The sequence below is a fragment of the Shigella flexneri 2a str. 301 genome, assembly GCF_000006925.2.
In the GTDB taxonomy this organism is placed as follows: domain Bacteria; phylum Pseudomonadota; class Gammaproteobacteria; order Enterobacterales; family Enterobacteriaceae; genus ECMA0423.
The window spans coordinates 1445534-1468123 of sequence record NC_004337.2 but is presented as its reverse complement, the minus strand read 5'-3'; the positions used below and the strand labels follow the sequence as shown (position 1 = coordinate 1468123).

19 protein-coding genes, 2 pseudogenes and 2 other annotated features are annotated in these 22590 nt (G+C 50.4%); of the genes and pseudogenes, 12 read left to right on the top strand and 9 right to left on the bottom strand.

The window, feature by feature from the left end; translation table 11 throughout:
• Positions 1-533: 533 nt before the first annotated feature.
• Positions 534-1797: a mobile genetic element, on the bottom strand.
• Complete coding sequence (locus SF1429) at positions 577-1395, bottom strand: insertion sequence element IS600 protein (protein NP_707322.1); 819 nt, start codon at positions 1393-1395, stop codon at positions 577-579. (Overlaps the previous feature by 819 nt.)
• Positions 1431-1733 (bottom strand): insertion sequence element IS600 transposase, encoded by a 303-nt coding sequence (locus SF1428; RefSeq protein ID NP_707321.1) that lies wholly within the window; start codon positions 1731-1733, stop codon positions 1431-1433. Its footprint lies within the feature at positions 534-1797.
• 260 nt (positions 1798-2057) lie before the next feature.
• Here SF1428 and SF1427 point away from each other — a divergent pair.
• The 3 genes and pseudogenes from SF1427 to yeaX all read left to right on the top strand — a co-directional run bounded on the left by SF1427 (position 2058) and on the right by yeaX (position 4646).
• Positions 2058-2799 (top strand): annotated as a pseudogene (locus SF1427).
• A 206-nt stretch (positions 2800-3005) separates the two neighbouring features.
• Positions 3006-3625: a sequence feature (Similar to Escherichia coli K12 conserved hypothetical protein gi: 1788103 (375 aa). BLAST with identity of 99% in 206 aa. This CDS has been truncated. The sequence has been checked and is believed to be correct.), on the top strand.
• Positions 3006-3625, top strand: a pseudogene (yeaW, locus tag SF1426). It overlaps the preceding feature by 620 nt.
• A 55-nt stretch (positions 3626-3680) precedes the next feature.
• Positions 3681-4646: a diogenase subunit beta gene (gene yeaX, locus SF1425; protein NP_707319.1), complete on the top strand. Its 966-nt coding sequence runs from the start codon at positions 3681-3683 to the stop codon at positions 4644-4646.
• A gap of 53 nt (positions 4647-4699) precedes the next feature.
• Here the strand turns inward: yeaX and rnd are convergent, their stop codons facing one another.
• The 5 genes from rnd to SF1420 form a co-directional block, all read right to left on the bottom strand.
• Complete coding sequence (gene rnd, locus SF1424; RefSeq protein ID NP_707318.2) at positions 4700-5815, bottom strand: ribonuclease D; 1116 nt, start codon at positions 5813-5815, stop codon at positions 4700-4702.
• Positions 5816-5896: 81 nt separating this feature from the next.
• Positions 5897-7648, bottom strand: coding sequence for a long-chain-fatty-acid--CoA ligase (gene fadD / locus SF1423; protein NP_707317.1), 1752 nt, complete (start codon positions 7646-7648; stop codon positions 5897-5899).
• 139 nt (positions 7649-7787) lie between these two features.
• On the bottom strand, positions 7788-8369 hold the full coding sequence (locus SF1422; protein ID NP_707316.1) for a hypothetical protein: 582 nt from the start codon (positions 8367-8369) through the stop codon (positions 7788-7790).
• A 39-nt stretch (positions 8370-8408) separates the two neighbouring features.
• Positions 8409-9104 (bottom strand): hypothetical protein, encoded by a 696-nt coding sequence (yeaZ, locus tag SF1421; RefSeq protein ID NP_707315.1) that lies wholly within the window; start codon positions 9102-9104, stop codon positions 8409-8411.
• A gap of 57 nt (positions 9105-9161) precedes the next feature.
• Positions 9162-11072, bottom strand: coding sequence for a hypothetical protein (locus tag SF1420; protein ID NP_707314.1), 1911 nt, complete (start codon positions 11070-11072; stop codon positions 9162-9164).
• Between the two features lie 83 nt (positions 11073-11155).
• Here SF1420 and SF1419 point away from each other — a divergent pair, with 83 nt between their 5' ends.
• On the top strand, positions 11156-11548 hold the full coding sequence (locus SF1419; protein ID NP_707313.1) for a hypothetical protein: 393 nt from the start codon (positions 11156-11158) through the stop codon (positions 11546-11548).
• A gap of 355 nt (positions 11549-11903) precedes the next feature.
• Positions 11904-12263: a hypothetical protein gene (locus SF1418; RefSeq protein NP_707312.1), complete on the top strand. Its 360-nt coding sequence runs from the start codon at positions 11904-11906 to the stop codon at positions 12261-12263.
• Positions 12264-12382: 119 nt separating this feature from the next.
• Here SF1418 and SF1417 read toward each other — a convergent pair whose 3' ends face one another.
• A complete protein-coding gene (locus SF1417; RefSeq protein NP_707311.1) occupies positions 12383-12562 on the bottom strand; it encodes a hypothetical protein in 180 nt (59 codons plus the stop codon).
• A gap of 73 nt (positions 12563-12635) precedes the next feature.
• Between SF1417 and pabB the strand changes: the two genes are divergently transcribed.
• From pabB to SF1413, 4 genes are all read left to right on the top strand, one after another.
• Positions 12636-13997, top strand: coding sequence for an aminodeoxychorismate synthase subunit I (pabB, locus tag SF1416; RefSeq protein NP_707310.1), 1362 nt, complete (start codon positions 12636-12638; stop codon positions 13995-13997).
• Positions 13998-14000: 3 nt separating this feature from the next.
• On the top strand, positions 14001-14579 hold the full coding sequence (gene yeaB / locus SF1415; protein ID NP_707309.1) for an NUDIX hydrolase: 579 nt from the start codon (positions 14001-14003) through the stop codon (positions 14577-14579).
• 183 nt (positions 14580-14762) lie between these two features.
• A complete protein-coding gene (gene sdaA / locus SF1414) occupies positions 14763-16127 on the top strand; it encodes an L-serine deaminase (RefSeq protein NP_707308.1) in 1365 nt (454 codons plus the stop codon).
• 130 nt (positions 16128-16257) lie between these two features.
• Positions 16258-17856 carry a hypothetical protein gene (locus SF1413; RefSeq protein NP_707307.2) on the top strand — a complete coding sequence of 533 codons (1599 nt, stop codon included), beginning with the start codon at positions 16258-16260 and terminating at the stop codon, positions 17854-17856.
• A gap of 3 nt (positions 17857-17859) precedes the next feature.
• Here SF1413 and yoaE read toward each other — a convergent pair whose 3' ends face one another.
• A complete protein-coding gene (gene yoaE, locus SF1412) occupies positions 17860-19410 on the bottom strand; it encodes a transporter (RefSeq protein NP_707306.1) in 1551 nt (516 codons plus the stop codon).
• A 462-nt stretch (positions 19411-19872) separates the two neighbouring features.
• On the opposite strand from yoaE, the gene manX reads away from it, so the two are divergent.
• The 3 genes from manX to manZ all read left to right on the top strand — a co-directional run bounded on the left by manX (position 19873) and on the right by manZ (position 22571).
• The gene (manX, locus tag SF1411; protein ID NP_707305.1) at positions 19873-20844 is read left to right on the top strand and encodes a PTS system mannose-specific transporter subunits IIAB; all 972 of its coding nucleotides are present in this window, start codon (positions 19873-19875) and stop codon (positions 20842-20844) included.
• 62 nt (positions 20845-20906) lie between these two features.
• Complete coding sequence (gene manY, locus SF1410) at positions 20907-21707, top strand: PTS system mannose-specific transporter subunit IIC (protein ID NP_707304.1); 801 nt, start codon at positions 20907-20909, stop codon at positions 21705-21707.
• Between the two features lie 3 nt (positions 21708-21710).
• Positions 21711-22571 (top strand): PTS system mannose-specific transporter subunit IID, encoded by an 861-nt coding sequence (gene manZ / locus SF1409; RefSeq protein NP_707303.1) that lies wholly within the window; start codon positions 21711-21713, stop codon positions 22569-22571.
• Positions 22572-22590: the final 19 nt, after the last annotated feature.

Genomic DNA, 22590 nt, shown 5'->3' with positions numbered 1-22590 from the left:
GTGGAAAGAAACCAACGCTTCAGCCCTGGTTCAGCATTTCGTCTGCAGTCTGAACCGCAGGCAACCATTTTTCAGCAAGTCTGCGCTGGGAATCGCTGGCTTTATCCCATTTGCTCCACAGTGCCTCACGATCGTAATCGTGCGCTTCCAGCGTGGGGCGGGCGATTTCAAAATACCCCTAGCTTGTTTCTATTTGCTCAGATTTTAATAACAACTCAGCACGTGCTGCCGCTGGTAGAACTGATATATGAAATTCCAAAGCCTTTGAACCCGTACGCTTGCGACGTAGTTCTGGATGATTGGCTGCAAGCTTTTCAAGATTGCGGCGAATACTCACCTCATGTTTAGGAAAGCATGACATTCCTACGCATTCTTGCGCTGTTACCCAATGGGTTAACATGATGTTTTCTCCATATACCGAGAAGGCCAAATCTGGGCTGGTTCCATATCCAAATATCTAGCAATGATTGCTTCGTATCGTGGTATATGGCAGCGAAATACGTTACGCATAGTGTCAGGCTTTAAGCCTGCCTTGAGGTGTACTGGCAATAGCGGATACTACCATTTGTTCTTTTTTTAAGCAGCCATCTGATGATATTTTTCCCTGAAGGCTGCCGGGGAGATATTCCCCAGACGAGAGTGACGACGCTGACGATTGTAGAAAATCTCAATGTATTCCCGTATTACTGAGATGGCTTCATCCCGGTTATTAAAACGATAGTGGCTCAGGCTCTCATTTTTCAGCGTTCCCCAGAAGCTTTCCATCGGAGCGTTGTCGTAACAGTTACCTTTACGCGACATTGATGTTTTCAGACCAGACTGCTCCTGTATGACCCGGTAATCGTATGCGCAGTACTGTGAACCTCGATCAGAGTGGTGGATTAGCCCGGCAGGTGGGCGCTGGCTCCTGAGCGCCATAAACAGGGCTTTACCTGTCAGCTCTTTTGTCATGCGCTCTCCCATGGCGTAGCCGACAATTTCACACGTATAAACATCTTTGATGCCAGCGAGGTACAACCATCCCTCCTGTGTGGCAACATACGTCAGGTCCGCCACCCAGACCTGATTTGGTGCTGTAGGAGCGAACGTCTGGTTCAGCAGATTTGGCGCAACTGGCAGATTGTGGTTCGGGTTCGTAGTCGCTCTGAACTTGCGTTTCTGCTTACAGCGTAGCCTCAGCTCCTTACGAAGACGTGCCAGTCGGTCACGACCAACGATGATGCCATTCTCTGCCAGCTCCGTCTGGAGCCGCCGGGTTCCATATGTTTCGCGAGTGCGGATATGTGCCACCTTAATCTCCAGCTTTAGCCGCTCATCACTTTGTTTTCTGTCTGAGGGTTCATGCTGTACCCAGTTGTAATAACCGCTCCTGGATACACCAAATACCTGACACATCGCTTCAATGGGAAATTGTTGTCGCCATTGTTCGATTAACGCGTATTTTTCAGCGACTCCTGTGCAAAATACGCTGTTGCTTTTTTTAATATATCTCGCTCAAGGCGAGCTTCATTTAACGCCTTACGCAGTTGCAGAATTTCAGATTCCAGTTCAGCCACCGTGCGGGAACCAGGAGTACCGAGCCCTTTTCTGGCGGCGGTAACCCATTGTCCTAAAGTGCCTTCAGGAAGGGATAATCGGGAAGCGCCTTCACTGATCGAAAGTTGATTTTCAAGAACCGTTCTGACAGCTTCGGCTTTGAACTCTTTAGAGTAACGTTGGGTTTTTCTGCTCATTATTAGCTCCTTCTGATGCCATTCTATTTCAGGAAGGAGTGTCCGTTAAACTCAGGCTACCTCACCTCTCTGGATAATTGAGATAGTGTCTTCCCCTTCATACGAACAGCAGCCTTTATCTGCTCTGCGTGCCAGTCTTGGTTTTTTGCTGACATTCTGCGATCCTTACTCTCTTAACGTTTTCGGTAACTGATACCGGCTACCGCTATCGGGAAAAACGATAGCGCAGAAAAATGCTCAATTCAAAAGCTATGCGCATTTTTATTTTAACCAGTGCAAATCAAAGAATTCTGTAAAATTCTTTATATAACAGAGAGATTGGGCATGACAGGTGAAAAAGAAAGCAAAAATGCAGAGCGCATTTTTATGCCCCCGGAAATAATGCGTTTCAAGGAACGCCTTGAAGAGGCAATGAATGGAGAATCAAGCCGGGCGTTTGCAGCTAAGTGCGGACTTTCTGATGGGGTTATCAGAAACTACCTGTCTGGCAAGACATACCCGTCTTTAGATCGATTAGCACAAATAGCCTACGCAACAGGGCGTCCAATAGAGTGGTTTATCCAAAGTCAGAGCATGCCAATGGTTGAGCATAAAAATAATCAAGAGAATAAAAATTCTCAACCTGACCGCAGCACATTGAAAACTAAACTGATCGCAATTGTCGAATTGTTAGAGGACAAGGAACTGCATTCTGCGATTGAGTTGTTCAGAAAGAAAGGATTTGAAGCTCTTATGCCTGAGATTTTTTCTTCCGATGATTCCATCCAGGCTGATTTGCAAGGTATTTCGCAGCAAACCTTACAAACAGCCAAAATGCTTGAATCATTACCAACAGATACTCGTAAAAAGATTTTGTCAAAGTATGGTATTTATGAACAGGAAGGTCTTGTAGCTCCTTCACAAGAACCACAAGATGTAAAAAAAGCCGTATAACAACCATGAACCAGCTAAAACATACTTCACCTCACATAATCACACATGTAACATACCTAAACGGCATGAGCTGATTTGTGATATGAGTCATTTGGTTACAGCCTGGTTGTTATCGGTTTTGAACGTTTTTTGAAGCTGTTATTGAAATGATTTGCAGTGTTTTTGTTTTTCGTATTTTCAATGAAACAAAAGCAATTTTTTACTATCTTTCGCGTTTCATTGATTAACGACTAAAATTTGCGCTACAGGCTTGCAAGCCCCACCAAATCTAATCCCATCAGAACCCGAATAATCCAATGTCCTCCCGGTTTTTTTTCGTACTTCAAGTGAATCAATACACCGGTCTGGGCGCGAAAGTGCTGGAAGCCTGCCCGGAAGTCCACAATCTGAAACTAGCGGCCCGCTTTACCACCCGCACGCCTGCCAACTGGAAAAACATTGTCGATAACTATCTCGAGTGCTATCACTGTGGTCCGGCGCATCTAGGTTTCTCCGACTCCGTACAGGTTGATCGTTACTGGCACACCATGCACGGTAACTGGACGCTGCAATACGGTTTCGCCAAACCGTCCGAACAGTCGTTTAAATTTGAAGAGGGTACGGATGCGGCATTCCACGGTTTCTGGCTGTGGCCGTGCACGATGCTGAACGTCACCCCGATCAAAGGGATGATGACGGTCATTTATGAATTCCCGGTGGATTCTGAAACTACCCTGCAAAACTACGATATTTACTTCACCAATGAAGAGTTAACCGACGAGCAAAAATCGCTGATTGAGTGGTATCGCGATGTGTTCCATCCGGAAGATTTACGTCTGGTTGAAAGCGTACAGAAAGGGCTGAAATCGCGTGGCTATCGTGGTCAGGGGCGCATCATGGCCGACAGTAGCGGTAGTGGCATTTCCGAACATGGTATCGCCCATTTCCATAATCTGCTGGCGCAGGTGTTTAAGGACTAATGACATCGGCGGCGGTATTTTCCGCCGCTGGGCTGATTTTTGATGGAGTACAGCAATGTCAGACTATCAAATGTTTGAAGTACAGGTGAGCCAGGTTGAACCCCTTACCGAACAGGTGAAACGCTTCACGCTGGTGGCAACCGATGGCAAACCGCTGCCTGCGTTCACCGGAGGAAGTCACATCCTAGTGCAGATGAGCGATGGTGATAACCAGTACAGCAATGCGTATTCACTACTGAGTTCACCGCATAACACCTCTAGTTATCAGATTGCCGTTCGACTGGAAGAAAACTCGCGCGGCGGTTCCCGCTTTTTGCATCAGCAGGTAAAAGTGGGCGATCGGTTAACGATCTCAACGCCTAATAACCTGTTTGCGCTAATTCCCTCAGCCAGAAAGCATCTGTTTATCGCGGGCGGTATTGGTATCACCCCTTTCCTGTCGCACATGGCAGAGTTGCAACACAGCGACATCGACTGGCAGCTACATTACTGCTCGCGAAATCCAGAAAGTTGCGCATTTCGTGCTGAGCTAGTCCAGCATCCGCAGGCTGAGAAAGTCCATTTGCATCATTCATCAACCGGAACACGACTGGAATTAGCGCGATTATTGGCGGATATCGAACCTGGCACACACGTTTATACCTGTGGCCCCGAGGCGCTAATTGAAGCGGTAAGAAGTGAAGCTGCGCGTCTGGACATCGCCGCCGATACACTGCACTTTGAGCAATTTGCTATCGAAGACAAAACCGGCGATGCATTTACCCTGGTGCTTGCCCGTTCCGGAAAAGAGTTTGTGGTGCCGGAAGAGATGACTATTTTGCAGGTTATTGAAAATAATAAAGCCGCGAAAGTGGAATGTTTATGTCGTGAAGGGGTATGCGGAACCTGCGAAACGGCAATACTGGAAGGTGAAGCTGACCATCGGGATCAGTATTTTAGCGATGAAGAGCGTGCCAGCCAGCAAAGTATGTTGATCTGTTGTTCGCGTGCGAAGGGTAAACGCCTGGTGTTGGATTTGTAGTTTGCCAAAGCCGGATGTGGCGCTGAGCGCGCCCAGTCCGGCTTCGGAAGATTTTACTGCGGATATTCCTGCAATAAATTGTGTAATGCTTCCGCCATCAGCTCACCACGCCAGCCGGAAATCAGCTCCGGCAAATTGTTCTGCGGTTTCAGTTTCCAGTGCCAGTTCAGCAGTTGGTTGATTTGCCGACGCGATGCCAGCAATTCGGCGCTGATCTTATGCGTTTCGCTCACGTCAGTAATCAGCGACTTAATCGCTTTAAACGCTTTACGATAACCAGGCATGTCCATCAGGTTAAGCATCGGCTGCGGTAAGGCATCTTCCGGCAATGTCTGCGCTTTTTCCACCAGCGCCAGCAGCGTTTTACCGTGAAAGCGGATTTCGCTACCGGATAAACCCAGGCTGTCCAGTTCGCCTAAACTTCCCGGCATATAACGCGCGACCGACCACAAATGCTCTTCACGCACGACAAAGTTCACCGCCAGATCACGCTCTCGCGCCTTGCGCAGTCGCCAGTCGGCTAACAGTTGCAGACAGGCCAGTTGGCGTGTGCGTAACTGCCAGGCATTGGTGATATCACGCCAGGCATCTTCCGGCGCAACGACTTCCTGACGACGCATTTGCATCAGGCGGCATTCATCCAGCGCCGCAGGTAGCCAGCCGGAGGCCTCCGTTTCTACCATAAGCTTGGCGGTGATCGGTAACAGATACCAGACATCCGCCGCTGCGTATTCACACTGACGTTCGGTCAGCGGTCTGGCCAGCCAGTCGGTGCGCGATTCACTCTTGTCCAGCGTAACGCCGGAATACTCTTCCACCATGGAAGCGAAACCCCATGACATCGGGCGTCCGCAGAAGGCAGCAAGGATTTGCGTGTCAATCAAGGGTTGTGGTAATTCGCCAAAGACATTGAGGAACACTTCCAGATCTTCACTGCCTGCATGGAGAAATTTTGTGATGGACGGATCGCGCAGGATCGCTTTCAGCGGTGACCAGTCGGTGATCCCGAGAGGATCAATTAGCGCCAGATGCTCGCCATCGAAAAGTTGAATCAACCCCAGCTGCGGGTAATAAGTGCGCGTACGAACAAATTCAGTATCCAGGGCTATCGCCGGAAAGACACGGACGGCTTCACACAAAGAAGCCAGCGCATCGTCCGTGGTAATCATTTGGTAATTCAAATTGTTTTCTCTTTAGTGGGCGTCAAAAAAAACGCCGGATTAACCGGCGTCTGACGACTGACTTAACGCTCAGGCTTTATTGTCCACTTTGCCGCGCGCTTCGTCACGTAATTCTCGTCGCAAAATTTTTCCGACGTTAGATTTCGGTAACTCATCACGAAACTCCACCAGCTTCGGTACTTTGTATCCCGTGAGCTGACGGCGGCAAAAAGTCACCAGTGACTCTTCGGTAAGCGATGGATCTTTTTTCACTACGAAGATTTTCACCGCTTCACCACTGGAGCCGGAAGGTACGCCAACAGCCGCGACTTCCTGTACGCCAGGATGCTGCATGACGACATCTTCAATCTCGTTGGGATAGACGTTAAAACCGGAAACCAAAATCATGTCTTTTTTACGATCGACAATGCGCAGGAATCCTTCTTCATCCATCACCGCGATGTCGCCGGTGTGTAACCAGCCATTTTTGATGATCTCATCTGTAGCATCCGGACGCTGCCAGTAACCCAGCATCACCTGCGGTCCTTTGACACAAAGCTCACCCGGTTGACCCGGTGGTACTTCGTTGTCGTCGTCATCCACCAGTTTGGCTTCCGTCGATGGCACCGGCAAACCGATGCTACCGCTATGATAATCAATATCATACGGGTTAACGCTCACCAGCGGCGCGCACTCGGTCAGGCCATAACCTTCCAGCAGATACTGTCCGGTCAGTTTCACCCAGCGTTCTGCCACCACTTGCTGAACAGGCATCCCACCGCCTGCGGAAAGATGCAGACTGGAGAAATCCAGCTGCTGGAACTCTTTATTGTTCAGCAACGCATTGAACAAGGTGTTAACGCCAGTGATAGCGGTAAACGGATATTTCGCTAACTCTTTTACCAACCCTGGAATATCACGCGGGTTAGTGATAAGCAGGTTCTGCCCACCCAGTTCGATAAACAGCAGGCAGTTAATGGTCAGGGCAAAAATGTGATACAGCGGCAGTGCCGTTACTACCAGTTCTTTACCTGGATGCAGCAACGGCCCATAGGTGGCGTTGACCTGTTCCAGGTTCGCCAGCATATTGCGGTGAGTCAGCATCGCGCCTTTCGCCACACCTGTGGTGCCGCCGGTGTATTGCAGGAAGGCTAAATCTTCCGGCACCAGTTCGGGTTTGACGTACTGCATCCGGTAGCCGTTATGCAGTGCGCTACGAAATGAAATGGCATCTGGCAGATGGTATTTCGGCACCAAGCGCTTGATGTATTTAACAACGAAATTGACTACCGTGCCTTTTGCCGTAGATAGCTGATCGCCCATACGGGTCAGAATTACGTGCTGAACGGCGGTTTTATCAACCACTTTTTCCAGAGTGTGGGCAAAGTTAGACACGATAACAATCGCCGATGCGCCGCTATCGTTAAGCTGATGCTCAAGCTCACGCGGGGTATACAACGGGTTAACGTTTACGACGATTATCCCGGCACGCAAAATGCCAAATAGCGCCACCGGATATTGCAATAAGTTAGGCATCATCAACGCAACGCGATCGCCTTTCTTCAGCCCCAACCCTTGTTGCAAATAAGCGGCAAACGCGCGACTGCGTTCTTCCAGCTTGCGGAAGGTCATCACCTCCCCCATATTCACAAACGCAGGCTGATCGGCGTAGCGCGCGACCGACTGCTCAAACATATCTACCAGAGATTGATAACGGTCAGGGTTGATCTCCGTCGGAACGTCCGCGGGATAACGGTTAAGCCAAACCTTCTTCAATTCTTCACCTCTAAAATGCGTGTTCGTCGTCATCGCAACCCCAAATGATATACACGCCGTTAACATAATATTAACTCATCATACCAGCTTGATAATTCCCCAACGAAAAGGTTGCGAAGCGCGTCACTATTTATTTTTATCTTTACCGTAAGAATGCAGAAACAGCGGACCAGCCGCTGTTTCTGCATTCTTTAAAAACAAGCAATTATTCGGTTACAACTGTTTGTACTCTCGCGGGGCCGGGATTATACCAGCCCCATCCGCCGTAGCCATAGGGCCAGCCACGACCGCCATAAAACCATGGATCAATCGGCTGAGGCGGCATAATCACCTGCTGGGTTAAATGCCAACGTTTGTAACCCGTTACTTGCATCACCATAAATTTATAGGGCGTATTGCCGATTTTGCCGTCAACCGCACCGGTGATTGGCCCGACTACCGTAACCAGTTGTCCACGGAAATCCACCGGGTCCAGAAAACCGTTCACATCGGCATAAATGCGACCGCGAGAAGGTTCTCCCAGCGTCGGCCTAGCTCCGCTGTCCAGCGGTACGGTAGCAATTTCCAGGCGGGTTTTCCCTTGCTGGTTTTGTACCGCAACCACTTTGCCACCAAAGCGTGCCTCCTGACCAACGTACAGCTGCGGCGCACTCATCACCCGAACTAAATCTTGTTGCGGCGTGGTACTGCTGCCTTTAATGGCGTCCGGCACAGTGACACAACCGCTCAGCATTAGCGCAAACGTACCTGCCAGTATGCCTTTGATAACATTCTTTTGAACCGCCATGATGCGACTCCTTTTTTTCTCAGGGCATACTCTTAAGATTCATTCTTTGCCCGGAAGTTTCTTCCATGCGACGTTGTTACGCAAATAAACCGGCTCGGCATGTTCCACCGCCACCGTTTTACCCTCGGCAAACATCTGACAAGCAATCGGCAGCATATCTTCTGCAGCGGGGAGTAACACTTCGCCATCGCGCAAAACCAGCCCGCTCTCTTTACCGAGATCCGGCCAGGCTTGCCAGCCCGTCCCTACCGTCACCCATTCGCCGGAAAGCTGTTGCATTCGTTCATGAACGAGTTCGGGTTTGAGTACGGCTTCGGTTTCTTCACCGTGCCAGATACCGTTTTCATCACGCTGATATTCGGCCCAGTAAACTTCGCCCATTCGCGCATCAATGGCTGACAGCACGCGTGTTGCGCCGTTTTTGCGCCACGCCCCTTGCGCCATCGTCATTAGCGTGGAGACGCCAATCATCGGTAATTCCGCGCCAAGCGCCAGCCCTTGCGCGATGCCAATACCAATGCGCACGCCGGTAAAGCTACCGGGGCCGCGCCCGTAAGCCAGAGCGTTAATATCAGTCAGGGAAGTTCCGCTGGTGGTCAGGATATCCTGCACCATCGGTAAGATTCGTTGAGTATGTTCACGAGGGCAAAGCTCAAAATGAGCGTTGACAGTACCGTCGTTCCACAGGGCGACAGAGCAGGCCTCTGTCGCGGTATCGATAGCCAGAATTCGCATGGGTCTTCGTGCTTAGATCAATAAAAAGGCGCGCATCATACCATACTCCGTAACAAATTACCTGGAGGATGGTATCGCAAGGAAACGAACCGCACGGGCAATGTCACGGGTGCGTGGCGCGGGCGGCAGACTGGCGAGAAACGTCGCGCCGTAAGGACGCATCACCAGCCGATAGTCACAAATCACCAGCACGCCACGATCGTCGGCGTCGCGAATCAGTCGACCTACCCCCTGTTTGAGAGTAATGACGGCATCTGGTAGTTGCACTTCATCGAACGGGTCGCCACCGCGCAAACGACAATCTTCCATGCGCGCTTTTAACAGTGGATCATCCGGCGAGGTAAACGGCAATTTGTCGATAATTACCAATGACAATGTATCGCCACGCACGTCCACCCCTTCCCAGAAACTACTGGTTGCCACAAGAAGCGCATTACCGGCACTGACAAACTGCTGCAACAGTTGGCCTTTACTGGTTTCCCCCTGCAACAAAACGGGAAGCGTCATGGTAGCGCGGAACTGCTCGGCCAGATCGCGCATCATGGCGTGCGAGGTACAAAGCATAAAACAACGACCGTTGTTAGCTTCGATGATCGGTCGCAGCATTGCCGCTAACTGGCGAGCAGAACCTGGCTGGTTGGTTTGCGGCAGATTGCGCGGCACACAGAGTAACGCCTGGCGGCTGTAATCAAACGGGCTTGGCAATAGCAACGACTCCGCCTGTTCTATCCCAAGCCGCGAGGTGAAATGATGCAGATCGTCGTTCACCGACAGCGTTGCTGAGGTGAAGATCCAGCTACCGGGCTTTTGCGCCATTAACTCTTTGAATTTATCCGCCACGCTGAGCGGCGTGAGAGCCAGAGTAAAATGGCGCGAAGTGCATTCGTACCAGTAGCTGTAGCCCGGCTGATTGATCTCTTTTAGCCGCTTCAGCCGTGTGCGATACAACGTGGCGCGCTCAAATGCCGCATCCAGCAAGGCGGAACGCCCCAGTGACAGTTTCGCCACATCATAACAAAGTTCCAAGGTGTCATCGAGCAGTAAAAATGCCCGCTGAATTTGCGGATTAGCTAACAGCTCACGCAGGTTACCGCGATAACCTGGCTCACCGAGTTGCAGACGAAAATCCTGCGCACTCTGGGCAAGACGATCAGCGCACTTTTGTAACTGCTGGGTGTCTTTTAATTCGGTGCGGTAGGCGATGGTGATGTCTTTTGCCAGGTCGAGCAGTTGTCGACTGGAGAGTGACTGACCAAAATACTGGCTGGCAATGTCCGGTAGCTGGTGGGCTTCGTCGAAGATCATGACGTCCGCTTCAGGGATCAACTCGCCAAATCCACTCTCTTTAACCACCATATCCGCCAGAAAGAGATGATGGTTTACCACCACCACATCGGCGTCCATCGCTTTTTTACGTGCTTTGACCACAAAGCAATCTTTATACATCGGGCAGTCGCTGCCAAGACAGTTGTCGTTGGTGCTGGTGACCAGCGGCCACGCCTGTGAATCTTCCGCCACGCTGACGCAGGTGCTGATATCACCATCGACTGTTTGATTAGACCAGGAGCGCAGCAGGATCACATCGCTTAAGATTTGTACCGGCAGATCGCCCCCCGCCAGCGCCTGCTGTTCGAGACGTTCGAGGCAGAGGTAGTTTGAGCGCCCTTTCAGCAGCGCCACGTTGCCCGTATATTTCAATGCCTTTGAGACTGTTGGCAAATCGCGGCTGTAGAGCTGATCCTGCAACGCTTTTGAGCCGGTCGAGATAATGACTTTCTTTTTCGCCCGCAGCGCAGGAGCCAGGTAAGCGTAGGTTTTGCCCGTACCGGTTCCTGCTTCCACCACCAGCGGCTGGCCTTTTTCTATCGCCTGGGTGACGGCTACCGCCATCTGTCGCTGTGGTTCTCGCGGCTTAAAGCCTGGTATCGCTTTCGCCAGCTGACCGTCTGGTGCAAAATCGTCCGTCACACTACCCCCTGTTGATTTGAACAGGGATTATGTCAGGATGAGGGCGCTTTCGCCAGTTGAAGTGGTGACGGCAACCTCACATTGTGGCAGTCTTTGCAGCACGAAAATGGAAGTATAATGAGGACAAAATGATGACTATCGTTCGTATCGATGCTGAAGCCCGCTGGTCTGATGTAGTAATCCACAACAACACGCTCTACTACACTGGTGTACCGGAAAACCTCGACGCCGATGCCTTTGAGCAAACCGCCAACACGCTGGCACAGATTGACGCCGTGCTGGAAAAACAGGGCAGCAATAAATCGAGCATTCTGGATGCCACCATTTTCCTGGCCGATAAAAACGACTTCGCGGCGATGAATAAAGCGTGGGATGCCTGGGTTGTCGCGGGTCATGCGCCGGTGCGCTGCACGGTACAAGCGGGTTTGATGAACCCGAAGTATAAAGTTGAAATTAAGATTGTGGCTGCGGTGTAAGCTTTATCGAAGCAAAATAAGTCAGACGATAATTTATCGATAATACTGGTCGGTTTTACATAAATCGACCAGAGAATAAGATATTACTGTTGATGCTAATTCATTATTTATATTTATAATTTCAATTTTATCTATAAAACTAACTATATAAATAAACATAACCATGCCGTTGTGTTCGCCCTTTGATTAGCAACTCTGGTTTTCTTTCTTAGCTGAACAATCTGGTTATAGCGTGCGGGCTGACCGTTAATTTTCTCCATCTTACTGGATAACACACCATGAGCTGCTACCTTTAAAACACCTGAATGTCAACAGGTTAACTCGTGCCATATCGTTATAATCCCTTTGATATTAGATGCAAATTAAGGTCATATATAGCCTTATCGATAACATGGTTAATTTTAAGGATAAGAATATGCCTGCTGTAATAGATAAAGCCCTGGATTTCATTGGTGCCATGGATGTATCAGCGCCAACACCAAGTTCGATGAATGAAAGCACGGCGAAGGGAATCTTTAAATATTTAAAAGAACTGGGAGTACCCGCGAGTGCCGCTGATATTACGGCGCGAGCTGACCAGGAAGGCTGGAACCCTGGGTTCACGGAAAAAATGGTTGGATGGGCAAAAAAAATGGAGACAGGTGAACGCTCTGTGATTAAAAATCCTGAATACTTTTCAACATATATGCAGGAAGAACTAAAAGCACTGGTCTGAGTTAAATTTATATCAGCATAAATGGGTCAGGACGCTTTTAATCACATATAAAAAGCGTCCTTTTTCTCACAATCAAATGATCATCGGCTTCTATAACGAAATCGATACGGATTAGTGTGTTACTCGTCTTCATCCTCAAAACGCGCCACGATTAGCTCGCCGGAGTGGTTGGCACGCAGCTCTTCTGCCACCAGCGCGATTGCCTGGCCGCTACTCATCCCTTGTGCCATCAGTTCCTGGATCCGCTCGACAGCTTTTTGCTGCTGTTCATGGATGAGTGAAGGTAAACCTGCAAACATTGTTAACTCCTGCTAAATTGTTGGCGCTAATTATTTCATGCTACCCGGCACATAGCCAGTAGAGTCAGGACTGATGAAGACGTTATCTCCCACTGTGATTACTTTACCCTGGCGTCAGGACGCCGCTGAATTTTATTTCTCCCGCTTAAGCCACCTGCCGTGGGCGATGCTTTTACACTCCGGCTATGCCGATCATCCGTATAGCCGCTTTGATATTGTGGTCGCCGATCCGATTTGCACTTTAACCACTTTAGGTAAAGAAACCGTTGTTAGTGAAAGCGAAAAACGCACAACGACCACTGATGACCCGCTACAGGTGCTCCAGCAGGTGCTGGATCGCGCAGACATTCGCCCAACGCATAACGAAGATTTGCCATTTCAGGGCGGCGCACTGGGGTTGTTTGGCTACGATCTGGGCCGCCGTTTTGAGTCACTGCCAGAAATTGCGGAACAAGATATCGTTCTGCCGGATATGGCAGTGGGTATCTACGATTGGGCGCTCATTGTCGACCACCAGCGTCATACAGTTTCTTTGCTGAGTCATAATGATGTCAATGCCCGTCGGGCCTGGCTGGAAAGCCAGCAATTCTCGCCGCAGGAAGATTTCACGCTCACTTCCGACTGGCAATCCAATATGACCCACGAGCAGTACGGCGAAAAATTTCGCCAGGTACAGGAATATCTGCACAGCGGTGATTGCTATCAGGTGAATCTCGCCCAGCGTTTTCATGCGACCTATTCTGGCGATGAATGGCAGGCATTCCTTCAGCTTAATCAGGCCAACCGCGCGCCATTTAGCGCTTTTTTACGTCTTGAACAGGGTGCAATTTTAAGCCTTTCGCCAGAGCGGTTTATTCTTTGTGATAATAGTGAAATCCAGACCCGCCCGATTAAAGGCACGCTACCACGCCTGCCCGATCCTCAGGAAGATAGCAAACAAGCAGAAAAACTGGCGAACTCAGCGAAAGATCGTGCCGAAAATCTGATGATTGTCGATTTAATGCGTAATGATATCGGTCGTGTTGCCGTAGCCGGTTCGGTAAAAGTACCAGAGCTCTTCGTGGTGGAACCCTTCCCTGCCGTGCATCATCTGGTCAGCACTATAACGGCGCGACTACCAGAACAGTTACACGCCAGCGATCTGCTGCGCGCAGCTTTTCCTGGTGGCTCAATAACCGGGGCTCCGAAAGTACGGGCTATGGAAATTATCGACGAACTGGAACCGCAGCGACGTAATGCCTGGTGCGGCAGCATTGGCTATTTGAGCTTTTGCGGCAACATGGATACCAGCATTACTATCCGCACGCTGACTGCCATTAACGGACAAATATACTGCTCTGCGGGCGGTGGAATTGTCGCCGATAGCCAGGAAGAAGCGGAATATCAGGAAACTTTTGATAAAGTTAATAAGATATTACGCCAACTGGAGAAGTAAGACGTGGAATACCGTAGCCTGACGCTTGATGATTTTTTATCTCGCTTTCAACTTTTGCGCCCGCAAATTAACCGGGAACCCCTAAATCATCGTCAGGCTGCCGTGTTAATCCCCATCGTCCGTCGACCGCAACCGGGGTTGTTGCTGACTCAGCGTTCAATTCATCTGCGTAAACACGCTGGACAAGTGGCATTCCCTGGAGGTGCAGTCGATGACACGGACGCATCAGTTATCGCCGCCGCGCTGCGCGAAGCTGAAGAAGAGGTCGCTATACCGCCTTCCGCCGTTGAAGTTATCGGCGTGCTGCCGCCCGTCGATAGCGTAACTGGCTATCAAGTAACCCCAGTGGTCGGCATTATCCCGCCCGATCTGCCGTATCGCGCCAGTGAAGATGAAGTCTCGGCGGTGTTTGAAATGCCGCTCGCCCAGGCATTACATCTGGGTCGTTATCACCCTTTAGATATCTACCGCCGTGGCGATTCACATCGGGTATGGCTGTCCTGGTACGAACAGTATTTTGTATGGGGAATGACCGCAGGCATAATTCGTGAGCTGGCGCTGCAAATTGGTGTGACCCCCTGACTATACTTATCTTTACATCTACAAAACACTACTTGAGACAATCATCGCAATATTAGTTAAATCGCGGTTTTTGATTAGTTTAATTCATGTGAATAGTTAAGCCAGTCGCCGCGTTCCCTCTTACACTATGCGCTGTTATTAGTTCGTTACTGGAAGTCCAGTCACCTTGTCAGGAGTATTATCGTGATTAGTCTATTCGACATGTTTAAGGTGGGGATTGGTCCCTCATCTTCCCATACCGTAGGGCCTATGAAGGCGGGTAAACAGTTCGTCGATGATCTGGTCGAAAAAGGCTTACTGGATAGCGTTACTCGCGTTGCCGTGGACGTTTATGGTTCACTGTCGCTGACGGGTAAAGGCCACCACACCGATATCGCCATTATTATGGGTCTTGCAGGTAACGAACCTGCCACCGTGGATATCGACAGTATTCCCGGTTTTATTCGCGACGTAAAAGAGCGCGAACGTCTGCTGCTGGCACAGGGACGGCATGAAGTGGATTTCCCGCGCGACAACGGGATGCGTTTTCATAACGGCAACCTGCCGCTGCATGAAAACGGTATGCAAATCCACGCCTATAACGGCGATGAAGTCGTCTACAGCAAAACTTATTATTCCATCGGCGGCGGTTTTATCGTCGATGAAGAACACTTTGGTCAGGATGCTGCCAACGAAGTGAGCGTGCCGTATCCGTTCAAATCTGCCACCGAACTGCTCGCGTACTGTAATGAAACCGGCTATTCGCTGTCTGGTCTCGCTATGCAGAACGAACTGGCGCTGCACAGCAAGAAAGAGATCGACGAGTATTTCGCGCATGTCTGGCAAACCATGCAGGCATGTATCGATCGCGGGATGAACACCGAAGGTGTACTGCCAGGCCCGCTGCGCGTGCCACGTCGTGCGTCTGCCCTGCGCCGGATGTTAGTTTCCAGCGATAAACTGTCTAACGATCCGATGAATGTCATTGACTGGGTAAACATGTTTGCGCTGGCAGTTAACGAAGAAAACGCCGCCGGTGGTCGTGTGGTAACTGCGCCAACCAACGGTGCCTGCGGTATCGTTCCGGCAGTGCTGGCTTACTATGACCACTTTATTGAATCGGTCAGCCCAGACATCTATACCCGTTACTTTATGGCAGCGGGCGCGATTGGTGCATTGTATAAAATGAACGCCTCTATTTCCGGTGCGGAAGTTGGTTGCCAGGGCGAAGTGGGTGTTGCCTGTTCAATGGCTGCTGCGGGTCTTGCAGAACTGCTGGGCGGTAGCCCGGAACAGGTTTGCGTGGCGGCGGAAATTGGCATGGAACACAACCTTGGTTTAACCTGCGACCCGGTTGCAGGGCAGGTTCAGGTGCCGTGCATTGAGCGTAATGCCATTGCCTCTGTGAAGGCGATTAACGCCGCACGGATGGCTCTGCGCCGCACCAGTGCACCGCGCGTCTCGCTGGATAAGGTCATCGAAACGATGTACGAAACCGGTAAGGACATGAACGCCAAATACCGCGAAACCTCACGCGGTGGTCTGGCAATCAAAGTCCAGTGTGACTAATACTTCTTACTCGCCCATCTGCAACGGATGGGCGAATTTATACCCGCTTTCTCGTCTGCTGTAATATTCCCCACTACACTTCCACTGTTGCGTCAGGCGTTTGTCGCCATACGCTTACAGGGTGGCCCGCATGCAAAAAGCACAACGGATCATTAAAACCTATCGCCGTAATCGAATGATTGTTTGTACGATTTGCGCACTCGTTACGCTCGCTTCGACCCTGAGCGTGCGATTTATTTCACAGCGTAACTTAAATCAACAACGGGTAGTACAATTCGCCAATCACGCTGTAGAGGAATTAGATAAAGTACTGCTTCCCCTACAGGCAGGTAGCAAAGTCTTGCTTCCGCTGATTGGTCTGCCCTGCTCTGTCGCCCATTTGCCATTACGTAAACAGGCGGCAAAACTCCAAACTGTGCGATCCATTGGCCTGGTGCAAGACGGCACACTTTATTGCTCCAGCATTTTTGGTTATCGCAATGTGCCCGTCGTGGACATTCTGGCTGAACTTCCTGCACCGCAACCACTTTTACGCCTGACGATCGACCGTGCCCTGATTAAAGGCAGTCCGGTTTTGATTCAATGGACGCCTGCAGCGGGCAGTAGCAATGCTGGGGTCATAGAGATGATTAACATCGACTTACTGACGGCAATGCTCCTTGAGCCACAACTGCCGCAAATCAGTAGCGCCAGCCTGACGGTGGACAAACGGCATTTGCTCTATGGTAATGGGCTGGTAGATTCCCTTCCGCAACCTGAAGACAATGAAAACTATCAGGTTTCTTCGCAAAGCTTTCCTTTTACCATTAACGTAAATGGTCCGGGGGCTACGGCGCTGGCATGGCACTATCTTCCAACACAATTACCGCTGGCGGTGCTGCTAAGTTTACTGGTGGGCTATATCGCCTGGCTGGCGACCGCTTACCGGATGAGCTTTTCCCGCGAAATTAATCTGGGCCTGGCGCAACATGAGTTCGAATTGTTCTGTCAGCCTTTGCTTAATGCGCGCAGCCAGCAATGTATTGGTGTAGAGATTTTGCTGCGCTGGAATAATCCGCGTCAGGGCTGGATTTCACCGGATGTGTTTATTCCTATCGCGGAAGAACATCATTTAATTGTGCCACTGACCCACTATGTGATGGCAGAAACCATTCGTCAGCACCATGTTTTCCCGATGAGTAGTCAGTTTCATGTTGGCATTAACGTCGCACCCAGCCATTTTCGCCGTGGTGTGCTGATAAAAGATCTCAATCAGTACTGGTTTAGCGCTCACCCGATTCAGCAACTGATCCTCGAAATCACCGAACGCGATGCCTTACTGGATGTTGATTATCGGATTGCCCGCGAGCTGCATCGTAAAAACGTCAAACTGGCGATTGATGACTTCGGCACCGGCAACAGCTCGTTTTCCTGGCTTGAAACATTACGTCCTGACGTGCTGAAAATTGATAAGTCATTTACCGCAGCTATAGGTTCTGACGCGGTTAACTCGACGGTGACCGATATCATCATCGCGCTGGGGCAAAGACTGAATATTGAACTGGTGGCGGAGGGCGTGGAAACGCAAGAACAGGCGAAGTATTTGCGCCGTCATGGCGTGCATATTTTGCAAGGGTATTTGTACGCACAGCCGATGCCGCTACGTGATTTTCCCAAATGGCTGGCGGGCAGCCAACCGCCGCCCGCCCGGCATAATGGACATATCACGCCCATTATGTCGTTACGTTAACGCTTACTCATCTTCATCGTGCGCCGGTTGCTCTTTAACAATGCGAACCAGATCAACACGATAATCATTGGCTTCAAAGATGGTGATATGCAGTGGCCCTACATCAATCACATCGCCCACACGGGGAATGTGACCATTTGCCGAGATCACGAGGCCCGCGACCGTCGCGATATCATCGTCATCGGCAAGGTGCTCAACATCAAGCGCCTGCTGCAAGGCATGCAAATCTGTACCGCCTTTTACCAGCCAGCCGTTACCATCGGTAATGATTTCCGGCGTTTCGTCAGCGTCCGGGAATTCACCCGCAATGGCTTCCAGCACATCCAGCGGCGTGACCAAGCCTTGTACCACACCAAACTCGTTGGTCACGATAACAAAGCTCCCGCGAGCGCGACGCAGCACGCCCAGCAGGTTGATCGGATCGAGGGTTTCCGGGACGATAATCGCCGGAGACGCCGAAGCAATCGCCGCCACATCAACGCCCTCTTCCAGCGCCACCAGCAGTTCTTTAGCACGTACGATACCGATGATTTCATCCAGTTCACCGCGACATACCGGGAACAGACTGTGCGGTGAAGAGAGCAGTTGCTCGCGGATTTCATCGACCCCGAGATTAGCGTCAACCCAGCTTATTTCACCGCGCGGCGTCATGATCCCGCGCAGAGAACGCGACGCCAGCGTCAGTACGCCGTTAATCATGTACCGTTCTTCTTCGGCAAATGCACCTTCCGGGATCGGCATCGGGTTATCGGCATCGTGCTGAACATTGGCCTGACGTTTCCCGCCCATCAAACGCAGGATGGCATCGGCAGTACGCGCTCGCAGCGGCAAAGTCGACTGGTGACGAATAAAGTTGCGACGCGCAATCTGGTTAAACACTTCGATAATGATCGAGAAGCCAATCGCGGCATACAGGTAACCTTTCGGAATGTGGAAACCGAAACCTTCTGCCACCAGACTCAGACCAATCATTAACAGGAAGCTCAGACAGAGCACCACCACCGTGGGGTGCTGGTTAACGAATCGCGTCAGCGGTTTCGATGCCAGCAACATAACCGCCATCGCAATCACTACCGCCGCCATCATCACCGGCAGATGGTTAACCATCCCTACTGCAGTAATTACCGCATCCAACGAGAAGACGGCGTCAAGGATGACAATCTGTGTGACGACCACCCAGAAACTGGCGTAGCCTTTACCGTGGCCGGAATCATGATCGCGGTTTTCCAGCCGTTCATGCAGTTCGGTTGTTGCTTTGAACAGCAAGAATATCCCCCCGAACAACATAATCAGATCGCGTCCGGAGAAGGAGAAATCCATGACGGTAAATAGCGGTTTGGTCAGCGTGACCATCCATGAAATCAGCGACAGCAGCCCCAGACGCATAATCAGCGCCAGTGATAACCCCAGCAAACGCGCTTTATCGCGTTGTTTTGGCGGCAGTTTGTCAGCAAGAATGGCGATGAAGACCAGGTTATCGATACCCAGCACAATTTCGAGAACAACAAGCGTGAGTAGCCCCGCCCAAATTGAGGGGTCCATTAAGAATTCCATGACAAGCTCCTGCTTAAGGAATAGCTATTCGACGCCAGAAATAATGCAGGCGTAACGACAAAATGCAAACGAAAGGTGCGGCATAGAGTGCCAGAAAGGCAGGCGTTAAAAGGCCTGATGCTGAAATGACGTCGGTGACGATCCATACTGCGGGCTACTGCCCTATACTCCATGGTTGTTAAACGGGAGTTAAACATATCAGAGACGCCTCTGATTTGGCAAAGATTTACCTTCCTTTGCAAACGAATGTGACAAGGATATTTTACCTTTCGAAATTTCTGATAATCGAAAGTTAAATTACGGATCTTCATCACATAAAATAATTTTTTCGATATCTAAAATAAATCGCGAAACGCAGGGGTTTTTGGTTGTAGCCCTTATCTGAATCGATTCGATTGTGGACGACGATTCAAAAATACATCTGGCACGTTGAGGTGTTAACGATAATAAAGGAGGTAGCAAGTGACCATTGCTATTGTTATAGGCACACATGGTTGGGCTGCAGAGCAGTTGCTTAAAACGGCAGAAATGCTGTTAGGCGAGCAGGAAAACGTCGGCTGGATCGATTTCGTTCCAGGTGAAAATGCCGAAACGCTGATTGAAAAATACAACGCTCAGTTGGCAAAACTCGACACCACTAAAGGCGTGCTGTTTCTCGTTGATACATGGGGAGGCAGCCCGTTCAATGCTGCCAGCCGCATTGTCGTCGACAAAGAGCATTATGAAGTCATTGCAGGCGTTAACATTCCAATGCTCGTGGAAACGTTAATGGCCCGTGATGATGACCCGAGCTTTGATGAACTGGTTGCGCTGGCAGTAGAAACAGGCCGTGAAGGCGTGAAAGCACTGAAAGCCAAACCGGTTGAAAAAGCCGCGCCAGCACCCGCTGCCGCAGCACCAAAAGCGGCTCCAACTCCGGCAAAACCAATGGGGCCAAACGACTACATGGTTATTGGCCTTGCGCGTATCGACGACCGTCTGATTCACGGTCAGGTCGCCACCCGCTGGACCAAAGAAACCAATGTCTCCCGTATTATTGTTGTTAGTGATGAAGTGGCTGCGGATACCGTTCGTAAGACACTGCTCACCCAGGTTGCACCTCCGGGCGTAACAGCACACGTAGTTGATGTTGCCAAAATGATTCGCGTCTACAACAACCCGAAATATGCTGGCGAACGCGTAATGCTGTTATTTACCAACCCAACAGATGTAGAGCGTCTCGTTGAAGGCGGCGTGAAAATCACCTCTGTTAACGTCGGTGGTATGGCATTCCGTCAGGGTAAAACCCAGGTGAATAACGCGGTTTCGGTTGATGAAAAAGATATCGAGGCGTTCAAAAAACTGAATGCACGCGGTATTGAGCTGGAAGTCCGTAAGGTTTCCACCGATCCGAAACTGAAAATGATGGATCTGATCAGCAAAATCGATAAGTAACGTATTGTGTTGATTATCATTCAGTTTTCACACTTAAGTCTTACGTAAACAGGAGAAGTACAATGGAGATTACCACTCTTCAAATTGTGCTGGTATTTATCGTAGCCTGTATCGCAGGTATGGGATCAATCCTCGATGAATTTCAGTTTCACCGTCCGCTAATCGCGTGTACCCTGGTGGGTATCGTTCTTGGGGATATGAAAACCGGTATTATTATCGGTGGTACGCTGGAAATGATCGCGCTGGGCTGGATGAACATCGGTGCTGCAGTTGCGCCTGACGCCGCTCTGGCTTCTATCATTTCTACCATTCTGGTTATCGCAGGTCATCAGAGCATTGGTGCAGGTATCGCACTGGCAATCCCTCTGGCCGCTGCGGGCCAGGTACTGACCATCATCGTTCGTACTATTACCGTTGCTTTCCAGCACGCTGCGGATAAGGCTGCTGATAACGGCAACCTGACAGCGATTTCCTGGATCCACGTTTCTTCTCTGTTCCTGCAAGCAATGCGTGTGGCTATTCCGGCCGTCATCGTTGCGCTGTCTGTTGGTACCAGCGAAGTACAGAACATGCTGAATGCGATTCCGGAAGTGGTGACCAATGGTCTGAATATCGCCGGGGGCATGATCGTGGTGGTTGGTTATGCGATGGTTATCAACATGATGCGTGCTGGCTACCTGATGCCGTTCTTCTACCTCGGCTTCGTAACCGCAGCATTCACCAACTTTAACCTGGTTGCTCTGGGTGTGATTGGTACTGTTATGGCAGTGCTCTACATCCAACTTAGCCCGAAATACAACCGCGTAGCCGGTGCGCCTGCTCAGGCAGCTGGTAACAACGATCTCGATAACGAACTGGACTAACAGGTGAGCGAAATGGTTGATACAACTCAAACTACCACCGAGAAAAAACTCACTCAAAGTGATATTCGTGGCGTATTCCTGCGTTCTAACCTCTTCCAGGGTTCATGGAACTTCGAACGTATGCAGGCACTGGGTTTCTGCTTCTCTATGGTACCGGCAATTCGTCGCCTCTACCCTGAGAACAACGAAGCTCGTAAACAAGCTATTCGCCGTCACCTGGAGTTCTTTAACACCCAGCCGTTCGTGGCTGCACCGATTCTCGGCGTAACCCTGGCGCTGGAAGAACAGCGTGCTAATGGCGCAGAGATCGATGACGGTGCTATCAACGGTATCAAAGTCGGTTTGATGGGGCCGCTGGCTGGTGTAGGCGACCCGATCTTCTGGGGAACCGTACGTCCGGTATTTGCAGCACTGGGTGCCGGTATCGCGATGAGCGGCAGCCTGTTAGGTCCGCTGCTGTTCTTCATCCTGTTTAACCTGGTGCGTCTGGCAACCCGTTACTACGGCGTAGCGTATGGTTACTCCAAAGGTATCGATATCGTTAAAGATATGGGTGGTGGCTTCCTGCAAAAACTGACGGAAGGGGCGTCTATCCTCGGCCTGTTTGTCATGGGGGCATTGGTTAACAAGTGGACACATGTCAACATCCCGCTGGTGGTTTCGACCATCACCGGGCAGGATGGACAGACCCGTGTCACCACCGTGCAAACTATTCTTGACCAGTTAATGCCAGGCCTTGTACCACTGCTGCTGACATTTGCTTGTATGTGGCTGCTGCGCAAAAAAGTTAACCCGCTGTGGATCATCGTTGGCTTCTTCGTCATCGGTATCGCTGGTTACGCTTGCGGCCTGCTGGGACTGTAAGACTGTCGTACACTACCGG

Excerpts from the sequence above, each read along its gene's own strand:
- SF1429 (NP_707322.1), bottom strand. The coding sequence starts at position 1,395 with ATGTGTCAGGTATTTGGTGTATCCAGGAGCGGTTATTACAACTGGGTA.
- SF1428 (NP_707321.1), bottom strand. The coding sequence starts at position 1,733 with ATGAGCAGAAAAACCCAACGTTACTCTAAAGAGTTCAAAGCCGAAGCT.
- yeaX (NP_707319.1), top strand. The coding sequence starts at position 3,681 with ATGTCAGACTATCAAATGTTTGAAGTACAGGTGAGCCAGGTTGAACCC.
- rnd (NP_707318.2), bottom strand. The coding sequence starts at position 5,815 with ATGATTACCACGGACGATGCGCTGGCTTCTTTGTGTGAAGCCGTCCGT.
- fadD (NP_707317.1), bottom strand. The coding sequence starts at position 7,648 with ATGTTAACGGCGTGTATATCATTTGGGGTTGCGATGACGACGAACACG.
- SF1422 (NP_707316.1), bottom strand. The coding sequence starts at position 8,369 with ATGGCGGTTCAAAAGAATGTTATCAAAGGCATACTGGCAGGTACGTTT.
- yeaZ (NP_707315.1), bottom strand. The coding sequence starts at position 9,104 with ATGCGAATTCTGGCTATCGATACCGCGACAGAGGCCTGCTCTGTCGCC.
- SF1418 (NP_707312.1), top strand. The coding sequence starts at position 11,904 with ATGCAAATTAAGGTCATATATAGCCTTATCGATAACATGGTTAATTTT.
- SF1417 (NP_707311.1), bottom strand. The coding sequence starts at position 12,562 with ATGTTTGCAGGTTTACCTTCACTCATCCATGAACAGCAGCAAAAAGCT.
- pabB (NP_707310.1), top strand. The coding sequence starts at position 12,636 with ATGAAGACGTTATCTCCCACTGTGATTACTTTACCCTGGCGTCAGGAC.
- SF1413 (NP_707307.2), top strand. The coding sequence starts at position 16,258 with ATGCAAAAAGCACAACGGATCATTAAAACCTATCGCCGTAATCGAATG.
- yoaE (NP_707306.1), bottom strand. The coding sequence starts at position 19,410 with ATGGAATTCTTAATGGACCCCTCAATTTGGGCGGGGCTACTCACGCTT.
- manY (NP_707304.1), top strand. The coding sequence starts at position 20,907 with ATGGAGATTACCACTCTTCAAATTGTGCTGGTATTTATCGTAGCCTGT.